Annotated in this window: 15 protein-coding genes; 11 read left to right on the forward strand and 4 right to left on the reverse strand. The window is 56.0% G+C overall.

Going from position 1 to position 17,054, the window contains the following annotated elements; genetic code table 11:
* From ABLU88_RS15740 to ABLU88_RS15785, 10 genes are all read left to right on the forward strand, one after another.
* The coding region (locus tag ABLU88_RS15740; protein ID WP_348837033.1) for a hypothetical protein at positions 1 to 321 on the forward strand (321 nt) is incomplete at its 5' end.
* A 259-nt stretch (positions 322 to 580) separates the two neighbouring features.
* On the forward strand, positions 581 to 2,152 hold the full coding sequence (locus tag ABLU88_RS15745) for a transcription antiterminator (protein ID WP_064357623.1): 1,572 nt from the start codon (positions 581 to 583) through the stop codon (positions 2,150 to 2,152).
* 10 nt (positions 2,153 to 2,162) lie between these two features.
* On the forward strand, positions 2,163 to 2,633 hold the full coding sequence (locus ABLU88_RS15750; protein ID WP_004126743.1) for a fructose PTS transporter subunit IIA: 471 nt from the start codon (positions 2,163 to 2,165) through the stop codon (positions 2,631 to 2,633).
* A gap of 21 nt (positions 2,634 to 2,654) precedes the next feature.
* Positions 2,655 to 2,969, forward strand: coding sequence for a fructose PTS transporter subunit IIB (locus tag ABLU88_RS15755; RefSeq protein ID WP_004126741.1), 315 nt, complete (start codon positions 2,655 to 2,657; stop codon positions 2,967 to 2,969).
* 23 nt (positions 2,970 to 2,992) lie between these two features.
* Positions 2,993 to 4,084, forward strand: coding sequence for a PTS fructose transporter subunit IIC (locus ABLU88_RS15760; protein ID WP_064406000.1), 1,092 nt, complete (start codon positions 2,993 to 2,995; stop codon positions 4,082 to 4,084).
* A gap of 11 nt (positions 4,085 to 4,095) precedes the next feature.
* The gene (locus ABLU88_RS15765; RefSeq protein WP_049069382.1) at positions 4,096 to 4,947 is read left to right on the forward strand and encodes a class II fructose-bisphosphate aldolase; all 852 of its coding nucleotides are present in this window, start codon (positions 4,096 to 4,098) and stop codon (positions 4,945 to 4,947) included.
* A gap of 80 nt (positions 4,948 to 5,027) precedes the next feature.
* Positions 5,028 to 5,888, forward strand: coding sequence for a ketose-bisphosphate aldolase (locus ABLU88_RS15770; RefSeq protein ID WP_004855534.1), 861 nt, complete (start codon positions 5,028 to 5,030; stop codon positions 5,886 to 5,888).
* A gap of 50 nt (positions 5,889 to 5,938) precedes the next feature.
* Entirely contained in the window at positions 5,939 to 6,871 is a 933-nt protein-coding gene (locus ABLU88_RS15775; protein WP_032695118.1) for an ROK family protein, read from the forward strand.
* Positions 6,852 to 7,526: a D-lyxose/D-mannose family sugar isomerase gene (locus ABLU88_RS15780; protein WP_048262759.1), complete on the forward strand. Its 675-nt coding sequence runs from the start codon at positions 6,852 to 6,854 to the stop codon at positions 7,524 to 7,526. The genes ABLU88_RS15775 and ABLU88_RS15780 overlap by 20 nt, the downstream gene beginning before the upstream one ends.
* A gap of 159 nt (positions 7,527 to 7,685) precedes the next feature.
* On the forward strand, positions 7,686 to 8,417 hold the full coding sequence (locus tag ABLU88_RS15785; RefSeq protein ID WP_182158338.1) for an SIS domain-containing protein: 732 nt from the start codon (positions 7,686 to 7,688) through the stop codon (positions 8,415 to 8,417).
* 272 nt (positions 8,418 to 8,689) lie between these two features.
* Here the strand turns inward: ABLU88_RS15785 and ABLU88_RS15790 are convergent, their stop codons facing one another.
* The 4 genes from ABLU88_RS15790 to ABLU88_RS15805 all read right to left on the reverse strand — a co-directional run bounded on the left by ABLU88_RS15790 (position 8,690) and on the right by ABLU88_RS15805 (position 15,209).
* Positions 8,690 to 10,069 carry a glycoside hydrolase gene (locus ABLU88_RS15790; protein ID WP_348837041.1) on the reverse strand — a complete coding sequence of 460 codons (1,380 nt, stop codon included), beginning with the start codon at positions 10,067 to 10,069 and terminating at the stop codon, positions 8,690 to 8,692.
* A gap of 13 nt (positions 10,070 to 10,082) precedes the next feature.
* The gene (locus ABLU88_RS15795; RefSeq protein WP_032718820.1) at positions 10,083 to 11,642 is read right to left on the reverse strand and encodes a PTS transporter subunit EIIC; all 1,560 of its coding nucleotides are present in this window, start codon (positions 11,640 to 11,642) and stop codon (positions 10,083 to 10,085) included.
* A gap of 314 nt (positions 11,643 to 11,956) precedes the next feature.
* Complete coding sequence (locus ABLU88_RS15800; RefSeq protein WP_348837044.1) at positions 11,957 to 13,672, reverse strand: AsmA family protein; 1,716 nt, start codon at positions 13,670 to 13,672, stop codon at positions 11,957 to 11,959.
* Positions 13,673 to 13,817: 145 nt separating this feature from the next.
* Positions 13,818 to 15,209 carry a uracil-xanthine permease family protein gene (locus ABLU88_RS15805; RefSeq protein ID WP_004855527.1) on the reverse strand — a complete coding sequence of 464 codons (1,392 nt, stop codon included), beginning with the start codon at positions 15,207 to 15,209 and terminating at the stop codon, positions 13,818 to 13,820.
* A 287-nt stretch (positions 15,210 to 15,496) separates the two neighbouring features.
* Here ABLU88_RS15805 and gltS point away from each other — a divergent pair, with 287 nt between their 5' ends.
* Positions 15,497 to 16,699, forward strand: coding sequence for a sodium/glutamate symporter (gltS, locus tag ABLU88_RS15810; RefSeq protein ID WP_048262753.1), 1,203 nt, complete (start codon positions 15,497 to 15,499; stop codon positions 16,697 to 16,699).
* Positions 16,700 to 17,054 lie beyond the last annotated feature (355 nt).

The following is a 17,054-nucleotide window of genomic DNA, read 5'->3' on the forward strand; positions in this document are numbered from 1 at the left end:
CAGCCGTCTGCACGCCGTAGCCCGGACAAGGCGCGTCAAGCGCCGCCTCCGGGAAAGGTGCCAAACCTGATGCATCAGCGCAGCTGCTTCCCGGCTCGCGCTGCGCTTAGTCGGGCTACAGGTTTCCAGCTGTCTGCACGCCGTAGCCCGGACAAGGCGCGTCAAGCGCCGCCTCCGGGGAAGGTGCCGAACCTGATGCATCAGCGCAGCTGCTTCCCGGCTCGCGCTGCGCTTAGCCGGGCTACAGGTTTCCAGCCGTCTGCACGCCGTAGCCCGGACAAGGCGCGTCAAGCGCCGCCTCCGGGAATGCTGTCAGGCTAAAGGCGGTTAACCATTCCCGGATATATTCTTATGATGAATTGAGATCGCTATCACGTATATTTCTTCCTGAAATGTGATCTGAATTATAATTATTCCTCAATCCCTCTCTTCGTTTTATTTCTGTCCGGATGTCTGGACAAAATTTAGTATTGTTGTTTACGCCTCTGCTACTTATATTTATCCTCAATGATTTATGTAGCGCTCGCGTGGTATCGCGCTGGCCTCCAGACATTAATCTGGTATGCAATAAGGGTAAATAATGCAAATGATTACCTCACGACAGAACAGATTATTGAAATTTCTCCTGCCCCGCAGAGAATACGTTACGCTGATGAAAATTGCTGAATATTTAAATGTTTCAGAAAAAACGGTTCAGCGTGATTTACGCTTTTTAGAACAGTGGTTATCTGAGTGGAAAATGACTATCGACAAACGCTCAGGCACCGGCGTGATGCTGATCGCTGATAATGTCACGGATCTGCTGCAATTAGACCAATTACTCAGTAACGAGGGGGAGGACAGCGATGTCATGATGAATAACTCCCGGCGTGTGAAAATTGCTTCGCAGCTCTTAAGTGAGACTCCGCGAGAGACATCAATTAATAAGCTCTCTGAGCGTTATTTTATCAGTAGTGCATCTATCGTTAATGATCTGAAAATTATTGAGTCATGGATTGCTCCGCTCGGCTTAACGCTGATTCGTAGCCAGAGCGGGACGCATATTGAAGGCAGCGAAAACAGCGTCCGCCAGGCGATGGCGTCATTAATTAATGGGGTGATTAATCATAATGAGCCCGGCTGTATTATCCATTCCCGGCTGGACTCAGGAAGCTATAAAGCGCTGGTGCATTATTTTGGTGAGGATGACGTTTTATTTGTTCAGTCATTATTACAGGAAATGGAGCGCAAGCTGTGCTGGTCATTAGGCGAACCGTATTATGTGAATATTTTTACCCATATCCTCATTATGATGTATCGCATTACCCGTGGGAATGCCTTACCGCGGCGTGAACAGGGGCAGCAGATTTTTGATGAGACGATATTTAGCGTTGCCCAGAATATGCTGCGAAAAATTGAACACCGTATTGACCATTCGCTGCCGGAAGATGAAGTCTGGTTTATTTATCAGTACATCATCTCCTCTGGCGTTGTGGTGGAAGAGCGAGATGATGTCAGCATGGTGCGCTATATGCATTCTAGCGATGAGGCCCGACAAATTACCGATCGTCTGATTAGCGCTTTTTCCACCATGATTGATCTCGATTTAACCGCCGATCGCGCGTTATACGATGGCCTGCTCATTCATATCAAGCCGCTCATTAACCGCCTTAATTTTCGGATTTATATTCGTAACCCTCTGCTTGAGGATATCAAGGGCGAGCTGACGGACGTGTGGCCGCTCACCCAGCGGGCGGTCAATCAGGTTTTTAGCCGCTGGGGCGAGCGTGCGGTTTCCGACGACGAGATTGGCTATCTCACCGTTCATTTCCAGGCGGCGATGGAAAGACAGGTCGCCAGCAAGCGAGTTCTGCTGGTTTGTTCTACCGGAATCGGCACATCTCACCTGTTGAAAAGTAGAGTGTTGAGAGCGTTTCCTGACTGGACCATCGTCGGCGTGGTTTCGGCAAGCAGCCTGCATACCCTTCAGCCGCAGGACAAGATTGAACTGGTTATTTCGACGATCAATCTGCCGGAAATAGCTTTGCCGGTAGTCTATGTTAGCGCATTTTTTAATGATGCCGATATCCGGCGGGTTACGGAAAAAATCGTTACCGACAAATTACATCGTGCGGCAATATCTGCTGTAGATAATGAAGTTTTATATCCATGAGGTAAAGAATATGGACATAACCAGGATTTTAAACACCAAACGCGTTTTGTTAGATATGCACGCTACGAATAAAGCGGAAGCCATCGAGGAGTTAACCGACTTATTACAAAAAGACGGGGCGATAAGCTGTAGAGAAACCTTTATTCAGGATGTCTGGCAGCGTGAGTCGGAAGGCTCAACGGGGTTTGAAAATCATATTGCGATCCCGCATGGAAAGTCGTCCGCCGTTGTTAATACCACCCTTGCCATTGGTCGCACCCGGCAGGATATCGCCTGGGAAACGCTGGACGGCAGCCAGGTACGCTGCATTATTTTATTTGCCGTTCGTCTGGAAGATCAAAATACCACCCATATTCGCCTGTTGTCCCAGGTCGCCGGAGCGCTGGCGGATGATGACATTATTGAACAACTGCTCAAAGAAACCAGTCCGCAGAGGATTATTGATCTGTTTAACCAATATGCCGAGTCGGACATTTACTAACAATAACTAGCGGAGTCCGAGATGAATATTGTCTGTGTTGCTGCCTGTACCGCAGGTATTGCTCATACTTATATTGCACGTGAGAAGCTGATTAAAGGCGCGAAAGCGCTGGGCCACAATGTCAAAGTCGAAACCCAGGGAACCATTGGTACTGAAAATGAACTGGCGGCGGAAGATATTGACGCTGCGGATGTCGTTATTCTTGCCATTGATGTGAAAATTAAAGGCGAAGAGCGTTTTAAAAATAAACGGATTGTCAGAGTAAAAACGGAAGTCGTGATTAAGTCGCCGATTCAGTTTATCGAAAAGGTCGAAAAATCCTTAGCGAATGCCTGATCCTTAATCTGGAGGGATCTACCATGAGTGAGAATAAAATTCCCGTCTCACAGGAAATTAAGAAGCATTTATTAACCGGTATTTCATGGATGATACCGCTGATCGTCGCCGCCGGGATCTGTATCGCGCTGGGACAAGTCCTTGGCGGGACGAACGTTGGCGAGAAAACCGGCACCATTCCGTGGATGTTAAACCAAATCGGCGGCTGGGGAATGGGGCTGATTGTGCCCTTGATCTGCGCCGCTATCGCTTACTCCATTGCCGATCGTCCTGGATTCGCTCCGGGTTTGATCGTGGGTTTTGTCTGCGGGCAAATTCATACCGGTTTTATTGGCGGCATGCTGGGCGGCTTCCTCGTGGGCTACACGGTACTGGCGCTAAAACACTATATTCGGCTGCCGAAGTCGATGCAGGGGCTGATGCCGATTATGGTGCTGCCGGTATTAAGCACCATCATTAGCGGTTTGCTGATGATGACCCTGATCGGCAAGCCCATTGCCTGGCTGCAGGACGCGCTGATTCACCTGCTGGAGTCGATGCAGGGCGGCTCGCGTTTCCTGCTGGGCGCCATCCTTGGCGCTATGGCGACCTTCGACTTCGGCGGTCCGGTGAATAAAACCATGTCGCTGTTTGCCGATGGTCTGCTGGTCAGCGGCGTTTACGGCCCGGAAGCGGTGAAGTTTGTGGGTTCGATAATCCCGCCGTTCGGTATCACCCTCTCGTTCCTGCTGACCCGCCATAAATATACCCGTGCTGAACGCGAAGCCCTGAAGGCCGCGTTCCCGATGGGGATCTGCATGATCACCGAAGGGGTGATCCCCATCGCCGCCCGCGATCTGCTGCGCGTCGTGGGATCCTGCGTGGTGGCGTCAGCGGTGGCCGGTGGCCTGATCATGACCTGGGGCGTGGAGAGTCCGGTGCCGCACGGTGGAATGTTTGTGGTGCCGCTCTTTACGCATCCCCTGCTGTTCTGCCTCTCTCTGGCGATTGGCACCGTGATTTGCGGTGTGATGCTCTCGCTGTGGAAAAAGCCGGTAACCGAGCGCGATGAAGAGTTTGATGAGCTGAACGACCAAAAGGTCAAAGACGACGAAATCACCTTTACCCTCGAATAAACGGAGGCCCTATGTTTGCCGATATGAAAAGTATGGTGATCAAAGCCTGGCGTGAACGGTATGCCCTGCTGGCGATTAACTGCATGAACCTGGAAAGCGCACGCGCGGCGGTGCGCGTGGCGGAAAAACATCGCGCGCCGATTATTCTCAACCTGTATCAGGGGCATCTGTCGCACTTTCCGGCGACGACGGCGGCGGCGGTAGTCAGGGTACTGGCGGAGGAGGCGAGCGTACCCGTGACGTTAAGTCTCGATCACGGCAAAGACCCGATAAAAATACGTCAGGCTTTCCGCGCCGGATTTAGCGGGTTAATGATCGATGCTTCGGCGTTCGCGCTGGCGGAGAACATCCGCCAGACCCGAGAGGTCGCTGAACTGGCCGCCAGCGTTGGGCTGTGCGTGGAGGGCGAACTGGGGCACCTGGCGGATGCGCCGCGCTACGACCAGGCCAGCAATGCCGATTTAATGACCCAGCCGCAGGACGTCCCTCCCTTTATCGAACAGACCGGGATTGATCTGCTGGCGGTCTCCGTGGGAACCGCCCACGGTATGTACGCCCCCGGCGTAAAACCGAAGCTCGATTTCGACCGCCTGGCGCAGATACAGCGCGCGTCATCCGTGCCGCTGGCGCTGCACGGCGGGAGCGGTACGCCGTTCGAGCAACTGCAACGTTGCCCGGAATTCGGGGTCGCAAAAATCAACGTTGGGGCGGCGGTATTTGAAGCGGGGAAAGCGGCGCTGCTGCACACCCTGTGCCACGACAGCACCATTGAGCTGGCCGATGCGCTATCGGTGATGGAGCAGGCCAGCGCTGACGCCATCGTTCCCTATTTACACGCATCCGGCTCAATCAACAAAGCCTGATTAAATCTCAGTAAGGCCTTCCATGCCGGCGCCCGTATGCCCTGGCAGGGCTTACCACACCCTGAAACTGGAGAATAACGATGTTAGTTTCAATGCACGAATTACTTAAACCCACCCGTGAACATGGTTTTGCTATCGGCGCATTTAACGTGGCGGATAGCTGTTTTATTCGCGCCGTGGTGGAAGAGGCGGAAGCGACAAATACGCCGGCGATTATTTCCATTCACCCCAGCGAGCACGATTTTGTTGGCGACGCGTTTTTTAGCTACGTGCGGGATATCACCCAGCGCAGCCGCGTGCCTTTCACCCTGCATCTGGATCATGGCGCCTCGGTGGAACATGTTCTGCGCGCCATTCAGTGTGGCTTCACCTCGGTCATGATCGATGGTTCGCTGCTGCCTTATGAAGAAAACGTGGCCCTGACCCGCGAAGTGGTGCGGCTGGCGCACGCGGTGGGGGTGTCGGTCGAAGGTGAGCTGGGGACCATCGGCCAGACCGGAACCTCTGTGGAAGGCGGCGTGTCAGAAGTCACCTATACCGACCCGGCGCAGGCGGAAGATTTTGTCGCCCGTACCGGCGTGGATACGCTGGCGGTAGCGATTGGCACCGCGCACGGTATCTATCCGAAGGGGATGCAGCCGGAGCTGCAGATGCACATTCTGCGCGATATCGCCGGGCGTCTGTCGATTCCGCTGGTGCTGCACGGCGGCTCGGCTAATCCGGATGCGGAAATTGCGGAATCCGTTACGCTTGGCGTCGGCAAAATCAATATTTCCAGCGATATGAAATATGCCTATTTCCAGAAAGTGCGCGAAATTCTGACAAAAGAGACATGGTGGGATCCGAATGTCATTTATCCGGAACCGATTAACGCCGCGCGGAAGGTGATTCGCCACAAAATGAAGCTCTTTGGCTCTACCGGCAAGGCCAGCCTGTACTAATCCCCCGGCGGGGCGGGGAAACCTGCCTCGCTATGAATAAGGAGGCCGGTATGAAGTATTTGGGGCTGGATATCGGCGGGAGCAAAATCGCCGCCGTAGTGATGGATGAACAAGGCCATGAATGGAGGCGTTTTCGCGTTGAAACGCGAAAACAGACCCGGCAGCAGTTTATCGCGACGCTGGTGGCGTTAATCACCGCGATTGGGGATGAGCTGGCTCAGCCTTTGGCTATCGGTATCGCCCTGCCGGGGAGTATCTCCCCGCAGACCGGCAAGATCCGCAATGCCAATATTCAGGTCATCAACGGCTGCCGCTTACAGGATGAGCTTGAGCAGCGCCTGGGCCAGCCGGTTGTGCTGGCGAACGATGGCAACTGTTTCGCCTTATCAGAAGCCTGCGATGGCGCAGGTGCCGATTATTCGCTGGTATTTGGCATGACGCTGGGGACCGGATGCGGGGGAGGTATTGCGCTTAATCGCCAGATTTTCCCCGGCGCGTCAGGGATTGCGGCGGAGTGCGGGCATATCACGCTGCCGGGATATCAGGAGGTCAACGATGGGCCGCCCGAGCGCTGCTACTGCGGAAAATATAACTGCGTCGAGTCCTTTATTTCCGGCACCGGGCTGAGCGCGCGCTATCGTTTGATGACCCGGCAGGCGCTCAGCAGTCAGGCTATTATCGCTCGGGCGCTGGAGGGCGAGCATGCCGCCTGCGAGCAGGTGTTGCGCTTTCGCCAGCAGCTGGCGCGGACGCTGGCGACGGTGGTGAATCTTATCGATCCCGGCGTGATTGTTCTCGGCGGCGGCCTGTCTAACGTGGCGCTGCTGGTGAACGACCTGGAGGCGGATGTTGCCCCGCTGGTGTTTACCGACCATTTCACCACCCCCATCGTGCCTGCCCGACATGGTGACAGCAGCGGCATGCGCGGCGCCGCCTGGCTGGCCGTCCGCAGCGGAGTCGAAAATGAAACGTTCACAGATTAACTACGCGATTGATAAAGCGCATGCTATCGCCGAGTCCTTTCGCATTTGCTTACCCGAGTTTGCCTGCTTTACCGCCGATATCTGGGCGAAAAAGCGGTTTGAAGAGTGGCGAGAAGTTCGGGATCTACAGCTTGGCTGGGATATTACCGATTTTGGCAGCGGCCGTTTTCAGGAAACCGGACTGACGCTGTTGACCCTGCGTAACGGCGCGCCGGGCGATTCGCGCTATCCCAAGCCCTACGCCGAGAAGATGTTGCAGATTCAGCAGGATCAGCAAACCCCCTGGCATTTTCATTATCACAAAATGGAAGATATTCTGAACCGCGGCGGCGGCCGGCTCTGTCTGCAGCTGGCATGGGCGACAGAAGATGAACGGCTGGATATGCAGCGCAGCGTGAGCGTCGCGGTTGATGGCCGCCAGCGCACGCTGAAACCGGGAGACACCCTGGTTCTTAACCCCGGGGAGGGCGTTTGCCTGCCGCCCACGCTGTACCACCGTTTTTGGGCTGAAAACGCGCTGGTGATGGGCTGGGAAATTTCGATGGTGAACGATGATAAGCGCGACAACCGTTTTCTGGAAGATAGCGGCCGCTTCCCGATGATTCAGGAAGATGAACCGAAAAAATGGTTATTGTGCAGTGAGTACGGGCGCTGAAAAGAGATAGGCGTTGTCGAATCCACCACCCTCCTTACCGGAGGGTTTTTTTATTCCATTTTGTCTAAAAAAGTAACGTTCATTTCATTCTGGTGATTGATGCCACAGACGCCAGCGCCGCCGGGTGATAGCGTAGTTTAGCGCTGAGAGGAGCCCGGTATGGATTTAGAAAACATCTTTCGTGACGTTAAGCTAAGCAAAACGGAAATGACCGTGCTGCGTTTTATTCAGAACGATCCTGAGCAATGCGTTCGCGAAGGGATCCGCGCCGTGGCGGAGCACTGTTATAGCAATCCCTCTTCGCTGGTACGCCTGGCGAAGAAGCTGAAATTCAGCGGCTGGCTGGAGCTGGTCTATTTTATTAAATTCAATATCACTATGCCCAAACTCGATGTGACCAACGACATCGATTATATGAGCATTCAGCCGGTGGAGCGGATAACGCCATTGCTGGAAAGCCTGCAACATCACCGCATTTTGATTCACGGCAGCGGCTTTTCGCAGCTGATCGCCCAGTATATTTATAATAAATTTTTGGTGACCGGGGTGAATGCCAGCCTCGCGCTGTGGCCGGATTACGAAATCCTCGAGCAGAAGAACGCCGCCAAATTTGATTCGATCTGGATTATTTCCAAATCCGGACGCAGCAGTTCGGCGCTGAACTGGGTGAAGGCGCTGGAAGGGAAAGAGATTAACCTGGTCTGCTTTACCGGCGATTATCAAAGCCCGCTGGCGCAGGCGGCGGATACGGCGTTTATCATCCATGATCCGCAGAAGTTCGATGATGATATTTACTGGAGTAACCCCTTTTTTGGCTACTGCATACTCGGCTTTGAGCGGCTGCTGAAGATGTGGTTTGTGCAGACGGGGATCCCCGGAGGCGGCGCCTGAGGCGCCTGTCCGGGCTACCGACCCTCAGTCGGCGATGAACCCGTAGCCCGGTCAGCGCAGCGCCACCGGGATGAAACGGCGCAGATATCTCAGCCCGGTACATTTCCCGGAGGCGTCGCGACGCGCCTGTCCGGGCTACCGATCCGCAGACGGCGGTGAATCCGTAGCCCGGTCAGCGCAGCGCCACCGGGGTGAAACAGAGTAGATGTCTCAGGCCCGGCACATTCCCCGGATAACGCGTTAGCCGCCATCCGGGGGATTTCACCGGGCGTTTATTGCCAGTCGGCGAACTGCTTATCGTCGAGATAGGCTTCAACCAGCGTTTTTGCCAGCGAATAAGAGCCGACCAGCGGATGCGCCATCAACGCCCGTACCGCCAGCGATTTATCGCGCTGCAGAATGGCCGCCACCGCCAGCCGCTCATACTCTTTCACGCTGGCGATCATATTCTTCTGCGCCGTCGGCACATGCTTCGGCGTCACCGGCTTCAGGCCCTCTTTGCTCAGGTCGCAGCTGATCTCAATCACATCATCCGGGCGCAGGAAGTCCAGCGTGCCGTTGTTGGGCATCGATACCACGATGCGCTTGGTGGTGGTGCTGTTGACCGCCTCCAGAATATCCAGCGCCACGCCCGCGTAGCCGCCGGTATCCGGCTCCTCGATAAACTGCTTTAAGGTCAACGGCTCGCGGGTATGGAATTTTTCCTGCTGCGACTCGTTCTGCATATAGCTATTTTCCCGGCGCAGATAGTGCTTCATCCAGATGGTAAACGCCGCTTCCGGGTTGGCTTTGACATCAACGGTCAGCAGCGCTTCGCGCATATCGTGATTGATGCGCGCAATCTGCTCGCCGCGGGTTTCCGGCGCGTTCTGAATCGCTTTCAAAGCCACTTCGCGATAGTAGTAGTAGTAAAGATATTCATTAAGCAGCTGCTTATCGCATAGCTGAACCAGCTCCGGCGAAAAGTACTGCATCGCCGTCTTGCGATACAGGTCCGGGCTGGCGATCAGGCGCTCGGTGACATCCTCGCCGCGCACGGTGAAATGGGTAAACCAGGAGAAGTGGTTCAGCCCGTAGCACTCGACGCCGAGATCGTGCTCGTCGCAGCCGAGGATCTCGGGCAGCTCGCGAATCAGCTCCGACGGGGCATCGCAGATGCCGTACACCCGACGCTTAAAGCCGGATTTGATAATCGCCTCGGTGACCAGCCCTGACGGGTTGGTGAAGTTAAACAGAATGGCATCTTCGGCGGCGTGCTCTTCAATCAGGCGGCAGTAGTGAAGAATCGCCGGAATGGAACGCATCGCCATGGCGAAACCGCCCGCCCCGGTGGTCTCCTGGCCCAGCGTATTGTGCGCCAGGGCGATACGCTCGTCGCGGATCCGGCTCTCATCGCCGCCCACCCGCAGGGTGGTTATCACATAGTGGCTATTTTTTAGCGCCGGCACCGGGTCGCTGGTTACGCTGAAATGAATATCCGGGCGAATGGCATTAAACACATAGCGGGCGATCTCGCCGAATATTGTCAGATTCTCCGCGGAGCTGTCGAGAAAGACCACTTCCGTTAAACCAATGCGATGCGCGTTATATGCCAGAGATTTCGCCAGAAACGCAGAGCGAACGCCGCCCCCGCCTAATACGGTTAATTTCATAAATCACTCCCAATTAATTTTCTGCTAGCCAGCTATCAACCCGGGAACGAACCTGCCCCACTTTGACGCCGTAAATAACCTGAACTTCATTTCGATTTCGTACTACGCCGTTTGCGCCGGTGCTTTTTAATATCGCATCGTCAACCAGATCCATATTATGAATAGCGACGCGCAGGCGGGTAAAACAGTTGTCGACGGAAATAATGTTCTCTTTACCACCCAGACCATTAATAATCTCGTTGGTCACCGATTGCGGTTCGCCCATTTTTTTTCGGTAATCAGCTTTGCTATATAACTTCACATTTTCATCGTCTTCACGACCCGGCGTTTTAAGATTCAACTTAACGACCAGCGTGCGGAAGATAACGTAGTAGACGGCGAACTGACCAATCCCGATAAGCACGTAGCCGGGCCAGCGGGTCAGGGAGACCGGCAGCGGCAGGTTGTAAATCAGGAACTCAATCAGCCCGGAAGCGCCCCAGGGACGCACGGTAAAGATGTCGCAAATCGCCTGCGAGGCCGCGGTTAACGTGGCGTGGATCACCCACAGCAGCGGTGAAACGAACAGGAAGGTAAACTCAATCGGCTCGGTGATGCCGGTGAGCATAGAGGTGATAATGGCCGGCAGTAGAATCGCTTTGGCCATCATTTTTTTCTCCGGTTTCGCCGTGTGGTAGAAGGCCAGCGAGGCGCCGGCCAGGCCGAAGATAGTGGTCATCCCCTGCTGCGAGAAACGCAGCGCCTCGTTCATCACCGGGGTTAAATCCGGGTGGCGCATATAGGCGAGGAAAATCGCCTGGGTGCCGGAGACGACCTGGCCGTCGACGTTCAGCGTACCGCCGATTTGCGTGAGCTGGAACGGCGACCAGACGAAGTGGTGCAGGCCGGTGGGGATGAGGAATTTTTCAAAGAAGCCGTAGACGAAGACCCCCGCCACGCCGGCGTTTTTCATAAAGCCGGTCAGCGCCGCGATGCCGTGGGTCATAAACGGCCAGATCCAGGTAAAGGCGATGGCGTAGAAAATGACGACCGGGGTCATCGCCACCAGCGTCAGCTTGGCTCCGCCGTACATGGAGAGCGCGCCGGGCAGTTCAATCGTCGACACTTTGTTATGCACCCAGGCGATGGTGCAGCCGAGAATAATCCCGAGGAAGACCCCCATATCGACTACCACAAACCCCAGTAGCTGAGTCTGCCCGGTACCGTAATATTCGCCGTTAATTTTTTCCGCGAGTCCGTGGGTATGCTCCAGCCACGAGTGGTTGGCGCCAAGAAACATGATAAAACACATCACCGACACCAGCGCCACTTCGGTTTTTTTATCTTTTGCCAGGCCATAGCTGATGCCGACGCAAAAAAGTAATCCCAGATTGCCGAATAAAGGCCAGAAGGTATCGCCGAGCAGCTGGCCGAGCTGGTGTAAAAAGCTGGTCTCCGAAATTAATGTTGGGTTGGTTAAGACTGAACTGAGTGCCAAAATTAAGCCGATGACCGGCAAGAACAATACTGCACCGATCATTGCTCTGGAGAATTTTTGCATATTCTCCAGAATACGTTGACGTATTACAGACATGGTCGTTCCTTTATTTTTGTATACCCGTCATACTTCAAGTTACTTATGTGTTAGCTACGCTCGCTCACCCCAGTCACATAGTTATCTATGCTCCTGGGGACTCACTCCCTTGCCGCCTTTAAGCAACTCGAATTATTTTGGGTATAGGTTCAGGGACTTTAATTATTTTTTTAACTTCCAGTATTTTTGTTATAGCAAGTCCGCTATTTGAAAGGAACAGGTTGCGGGAAATAGGTACAAACAGCCGCTTAATGGCAACAGGTTTCGCGAATGGAACAGGCCCCTCTCCCGTGGGGGGAGAGGGAGAGGAGAAGTCAGGGAGTCGTTGTCGCCGGCGCTGAAGGGGGCTGGGTGCTGGTGACCTCCCCGTTACGCATCACCTGCGCCACCTGCTGTTTCTCCATATTTATCGCGCTCAGCTGGCCGTTGACGGTCGGCTTCAGCGGCGCATCCGCCAGCACGCTGCCGGTCGCCGTCAGCTGAAGGTTACCGTCGCCGGAAACCGGCAGCGCGGGCCATCCCCAGGCCTGCAAAATATTCAGCGGCACGCCGCGACCGTTGAGGCTCAGGTTGATCAGGCGCTGCGGGAGCTGCGACACCGCCGCGGTGGCTTGCAGGATCCCTCGCTCGGTAAAGGCGCTGAGCTCGTTAACGTTCACCGTGGAGGCATTGGCGCTCAGCTTCAGCGACGGGCGGCGGACATCAATACGATTAAAGGTCGCGGCGGCGGCGTTCAGCGTCGCGCTACCGCTCCACACGCCCCAGCTGCGGTTTTTCACCAGCTGCAGCTCGCCGCCGTAGCCGTCGAGCGCGGTGATTTGCCACGGGAACGCCGGTTCAATATCGATAATCAGGTTGCGGCTGGCGCTGAACTTTCTCAGCGTCAGGCTTTGCAGCCAGTCGGGCAGCGGCGCCATCCACAGCTGCTTCCAGTTGGTTGGCAGCGTATATTCCAGCCCGGCGAACGCCGCGTCATCCAGCACCAGCGCATGGCCAGCGCGCAGCCAGTTGCCGGATGTGCGCACCATCCCGCCCTCCCAGCGTGAGGTGAATTGGCGCAGCGCGATGCCCTGCGGCGAGAATCCGGCGTTAAGGATCGGGTCGAGGAAGTGCAGCGAGCCGTAAATAAATTCGTTAGCGTTCATCGACAGCGTACCCTCCTGGCTTTGCCAGTCGCCGCGGCTCAGGGTGAGGTTGCGCAGGTTAAGATCGAGGCCGGCGATCGCCCAGTCAGGCCCCTGCAGGCTGGCGTCGGTCACATCAAGGCGACCAATCTGTAGTGACGGCAGGGTGGTCAGCGGCGCGAAAAAGTCGGCGAGTGATTTATCGCTTTGCAGGCGAATCTCGTTGAGCCGCAAATTATCGACCTGCCAGCCGCCGTCGGCGCTGCGTTTCGCCGTGCCGGTGAGCGTACCGCGGGCGACGTCCGCTCCAATGGTCGAGAGGGACACTTCGCCGTTATCAATATTCCCCTGAATCAGCACGTTGCTGGCTTCAATACCGTTGAGCGTCATCGACCCGGCGCTCATCTGAATCTGCGTTTTCTTGCCGAGCACGTTGCCCGCTTCCGGCGCCCACGGGCTGACGCCGCCGGTGACGCGCTGCGCGCTCAGATCCCAGTCGCTCTCCGGGCTATTGAACGCCATATTGCGCAACTGGAGACGGTCGGCGGCGAATGGCAGCGCCGCGGAAGAAGGGGAGAAGTTCAGCGTGCCGTCGCTGAGGACGATTTCGTCAGCATGCAGCGGGTCGCTAAACTGGCGGCTGCTAAACCCGATATCCACCGTTTGCGCCACCAGCGTGGCGGGTTTGCCGTCGCGTCCGAGGGTGACGTTTTGCAGCTGCAGGTGCAGTGGCGAGGAGAAATTATGGTCCATCTTGTTGAAAGAGACCTTCCAGCCGGTACCGTCGCTTAGCCAGGCGCTGGCCTGGCGTCCGCCCCACTGGGTTTGCAGCAGGAAGTAAGCGGCAATAATCACCACCAGCAGGGCAATCAGCAGCCAGAGAATCAGCTTTCTGAGAAATTTCATGGTCTTCGATCCTGAGCGAGGCACATAAGGCTGTTATGCCCGAATTATGCGCAATCCTCAAGACAGGAATTGTGTAATGAGATGATGTGAGGTTGATGATGCTGACGCTCCGGCCAGCATCGCGTGGCCGGAGCGTCAGAGAGGATCAGTTTTTCTCTGGCGGGAAAATCAGATTCAGAATAATCGCCGTGATGCCGCCAGCAGCGATACCGGAGGAGAGCAGATTCTTCAGCCAGTCAGGGGCGAACTGCAGGATCAGCGGCTGCTGGGAAACGCCGAGGCCGACGGCCAGCGACAGGGCGATAATCAGGATCGCGCGGCGGTTCAGCGGCTCGCGGGAGACGATACGCACGCCGGAGGCGGCAATGGTGCCGAACATCACCAGCGTCGCGCCGCCGAGCACCGGCTCAGGAATATGCTGCACGAAGCCGCTTACCGCCGGGAACAGGCCGAGCACGATCAGCATCAGCGCGACCACGAAACCGACATAGCGGCTGGCGACGCCGGTCAGCTGTATCACGCCGTTGTTCTGGCCAAAGCAGGAGTTCGGGAAGGTGTTGAATACCGCCGAAACAAACGAGTTCAGACCGTTGGCCAGCACGCCGCCCTTCAGACGCTTCATATATAGCGGGCCGGAAACCGGCTGCTCGGAGACGTCAGAGGTGGCGGTAATATCGCCGATGGTTTCCAGCGAGGTAATCATAAACACCAGCATCAGCGGCAGCAGCAGATTCCAGTCGATGCCCAGCCCGTAGTACAGCGGCGTGGGTACCATAATCAGGCTGCTTTCCGTCGGCGCGGTATTGGCCGGCAGCATATCGAGTAGCCATGCCGCCAGGTAGCCGGCCGCCATCGCGATAACCAGCGAAGCGATGCGCAGGTACGGGTTGCGCTGGCGGTTAAGGATAATAATCAGCGCCAGCACGATCCCTGCCAGCAGCAGGTTTTTTGGCGCGCCGAAGGTATGGTCGGCCATGGCGGCATAGCCGCCGCCGATGGAGGTCAGGCCAACCTGAATCAGCGACAGGCCGATAATCATCACCACCACGCCGGAGACCAGCGGGGTAATAATGCGGCGGGCGAGATGCAGAACGCGGGAGAGAACCATCTCTGTGCAGCTGGCCAGCATCAGGGTGCCGAACAGCGCGGCCATCATGGTCGGAACATCGGCGCCGCCGGTTTTCAAGGCGGTCCCGCCCATAATCAGCGGCGCGACGAAGTTAAAACTGGTGCCCTGAATCGAGAGCAGACCAGACCCCACCGGGCCCCAGGCTTTAATTTGAATGATGGAGGCCACGCCGGAGGCGAACAGGGACATGCTGATGATGTGTTGCGTATCCTGAGCCGGAAGGCCCAGAGCCTGGCAAATTAACAGCGCCGGAGTGATGACCGCGACAAACATCGCCAGCAGGTGCTGGAATGCGGCGAACAGGGTTTGCGGTAGCGGCGGGCGGTCTTCAAGGCGGTAGATTAATTCGCTGGTTTGCTTATGCGCAACCGGTTGCGCATTTTCTGATTCTGCGGTGTTAACGGACATCACAACAATCCCAAAGGTGGCAAAGCGGGGATTTTATCGGACTGTAGACCAAAAGCAAACGTTTGCCACTCTTAAGCGGCAAATATTTAAGCAGGGAATAAGTGTCAAATATTTATTAACATTTTGTATGCTTGATCGCATCATTATCCCTACAAAATATCTTTTCCTGTCCTTTTTTCCGTACTTCTGCTTAAAATCCCTTCCCGATTACTCATGATGAGAAGCAATCGACACCGGGAATACCGTCGCGTGTGAATGGATCATGCGCCTATAAGGAGCTCTTTTTTATGTTTCATCTCGATACCTTATCGACGCTCGTTGCCGCAACACTCGTGTTGCTACTGGGTAGAAAACTCGTTCAAACCGTCCCTTTCCTGAAGAAATACACCATTCCTGAACCCGTTGCGGGCGGCCTGCTGGTCGCGCTGGCGCTGCTGGTATTAAAGAAAAGCATGGATATCGAAATCGATTTCGATATGAGCCTCAAAGATCCGCTGATGCTGGCTTTCTTTGCCACTATCGGCCTCAACGCCAACCTCGCCAGCCTGCGCTCCGGCGGCAAAGTGCTGGGGACGTTCCTGATCGTGGTGGTGGGGCTGCTGCTGCTGCAAAACGCGCTCGGAATCGGCATGGCGAAGCTGCTTGGCCTCGACCCGCTGATGGGGCTGCTGGCCGGTTCGATTACCCTTTCCGGCGGCCACGGTACCGGCGCGGCGTGGAGTAAATTGTTTGTTGAACGCTATGGCTTTGCCAACGCTACCGAAGTGGCCATGGCTTGCGCAACCTTCGGCCTCGTCCTGGGCGGCCTGATCGGCGGACCGGTGGCGCGCTATCTGGTTAAGCACTCTTCCTCCCCGGACGGTACGCCGGACGATCAGCTCGCGCCGACCGCGTTTGAAAAGCCGGATATGGGGCGCATGATCACATCGCTGGTGCTGATTGAGAGCATCGCGCTGATCGCCATCTGTTTGACGGTAGGGAAGATCGTTGCGCAACTGCTGGCGGGAACCGTATTTGAACTGCCCACCTTCGTTTGCGTGCTGTTTATCGGCGTGATCCTGAGCAATGGCCTGTCGGCGCTGGGCCTGTACCGCGTGTTCGACCGCGCGGTGTCGGTGCTGGGTAACGTCAGCCTGTCGCTATTCCTGGCGATGGCCCTGATGAGCCTGAAGCTGTGGGAGCTGGCGTCGCTGGCGCTGCCGATGATTATTATTCTGGCGGTTCAGGCAGTGGCTATGGCGCTGTATGCGGTGTTTGTGACCTACCGGATGATGGGCAAAAACTACGATGCCGCGGTGCTGGCAGCCGGCCACTGTGGTTTCGGCCTCGGCGCGACGCCGACGGCGATTGCCAACATGCAGGCGATTACCGACCGTTTTGGTCCGTCGCACATGGCGTTTCTGGTGGTGCCGATGGTGGGCGCGTTCTTTATCGATATTGTTAACGCGCTGGTGATTAAGCTCTATCTGCTGCTGCCGGTATTTGGCTGATAAAAACCCGGAGGCGGTGCGCTACGGGGTTGTGCGGTCTGCGGGCTGTAGCCCGGGTAAGGCGTTTACGCCGCAACCCGGGGATACCCCGGGATTCATACATCGACGCGGTTTCTCCCCGGCTCGCGCTGCGCTTAGCCGGCCTACGGGGTATGCGGTCTGCGGGCGGTAGCCCGGCTAAGGCGTTTACGCCGCAACCCGGGGATACCCCGGGATTTATGCGTCGACGCGGTTTCTCCCCGGCTCGCGCCGCGCTTAGCCGGGCTACGGGGTATGCGGGCTGCGTAGCCCGGGTAAGGTGTTTACGCCGCAACCCGGGATTTATACATCGACGCGGTTTCTCCCCGGCTCGCGC

The organism is Klebsiella sp. GW_Kp182, assembly GCF_040062275.1.
GTDB classification, from domain to species: domain Bacteria; phylum Pseudomonadota; class Gammaproteobacteria; order Enterobacterales; family Enterobacteriaceae; genus Klebsiella; species Klebsiella michiganensis.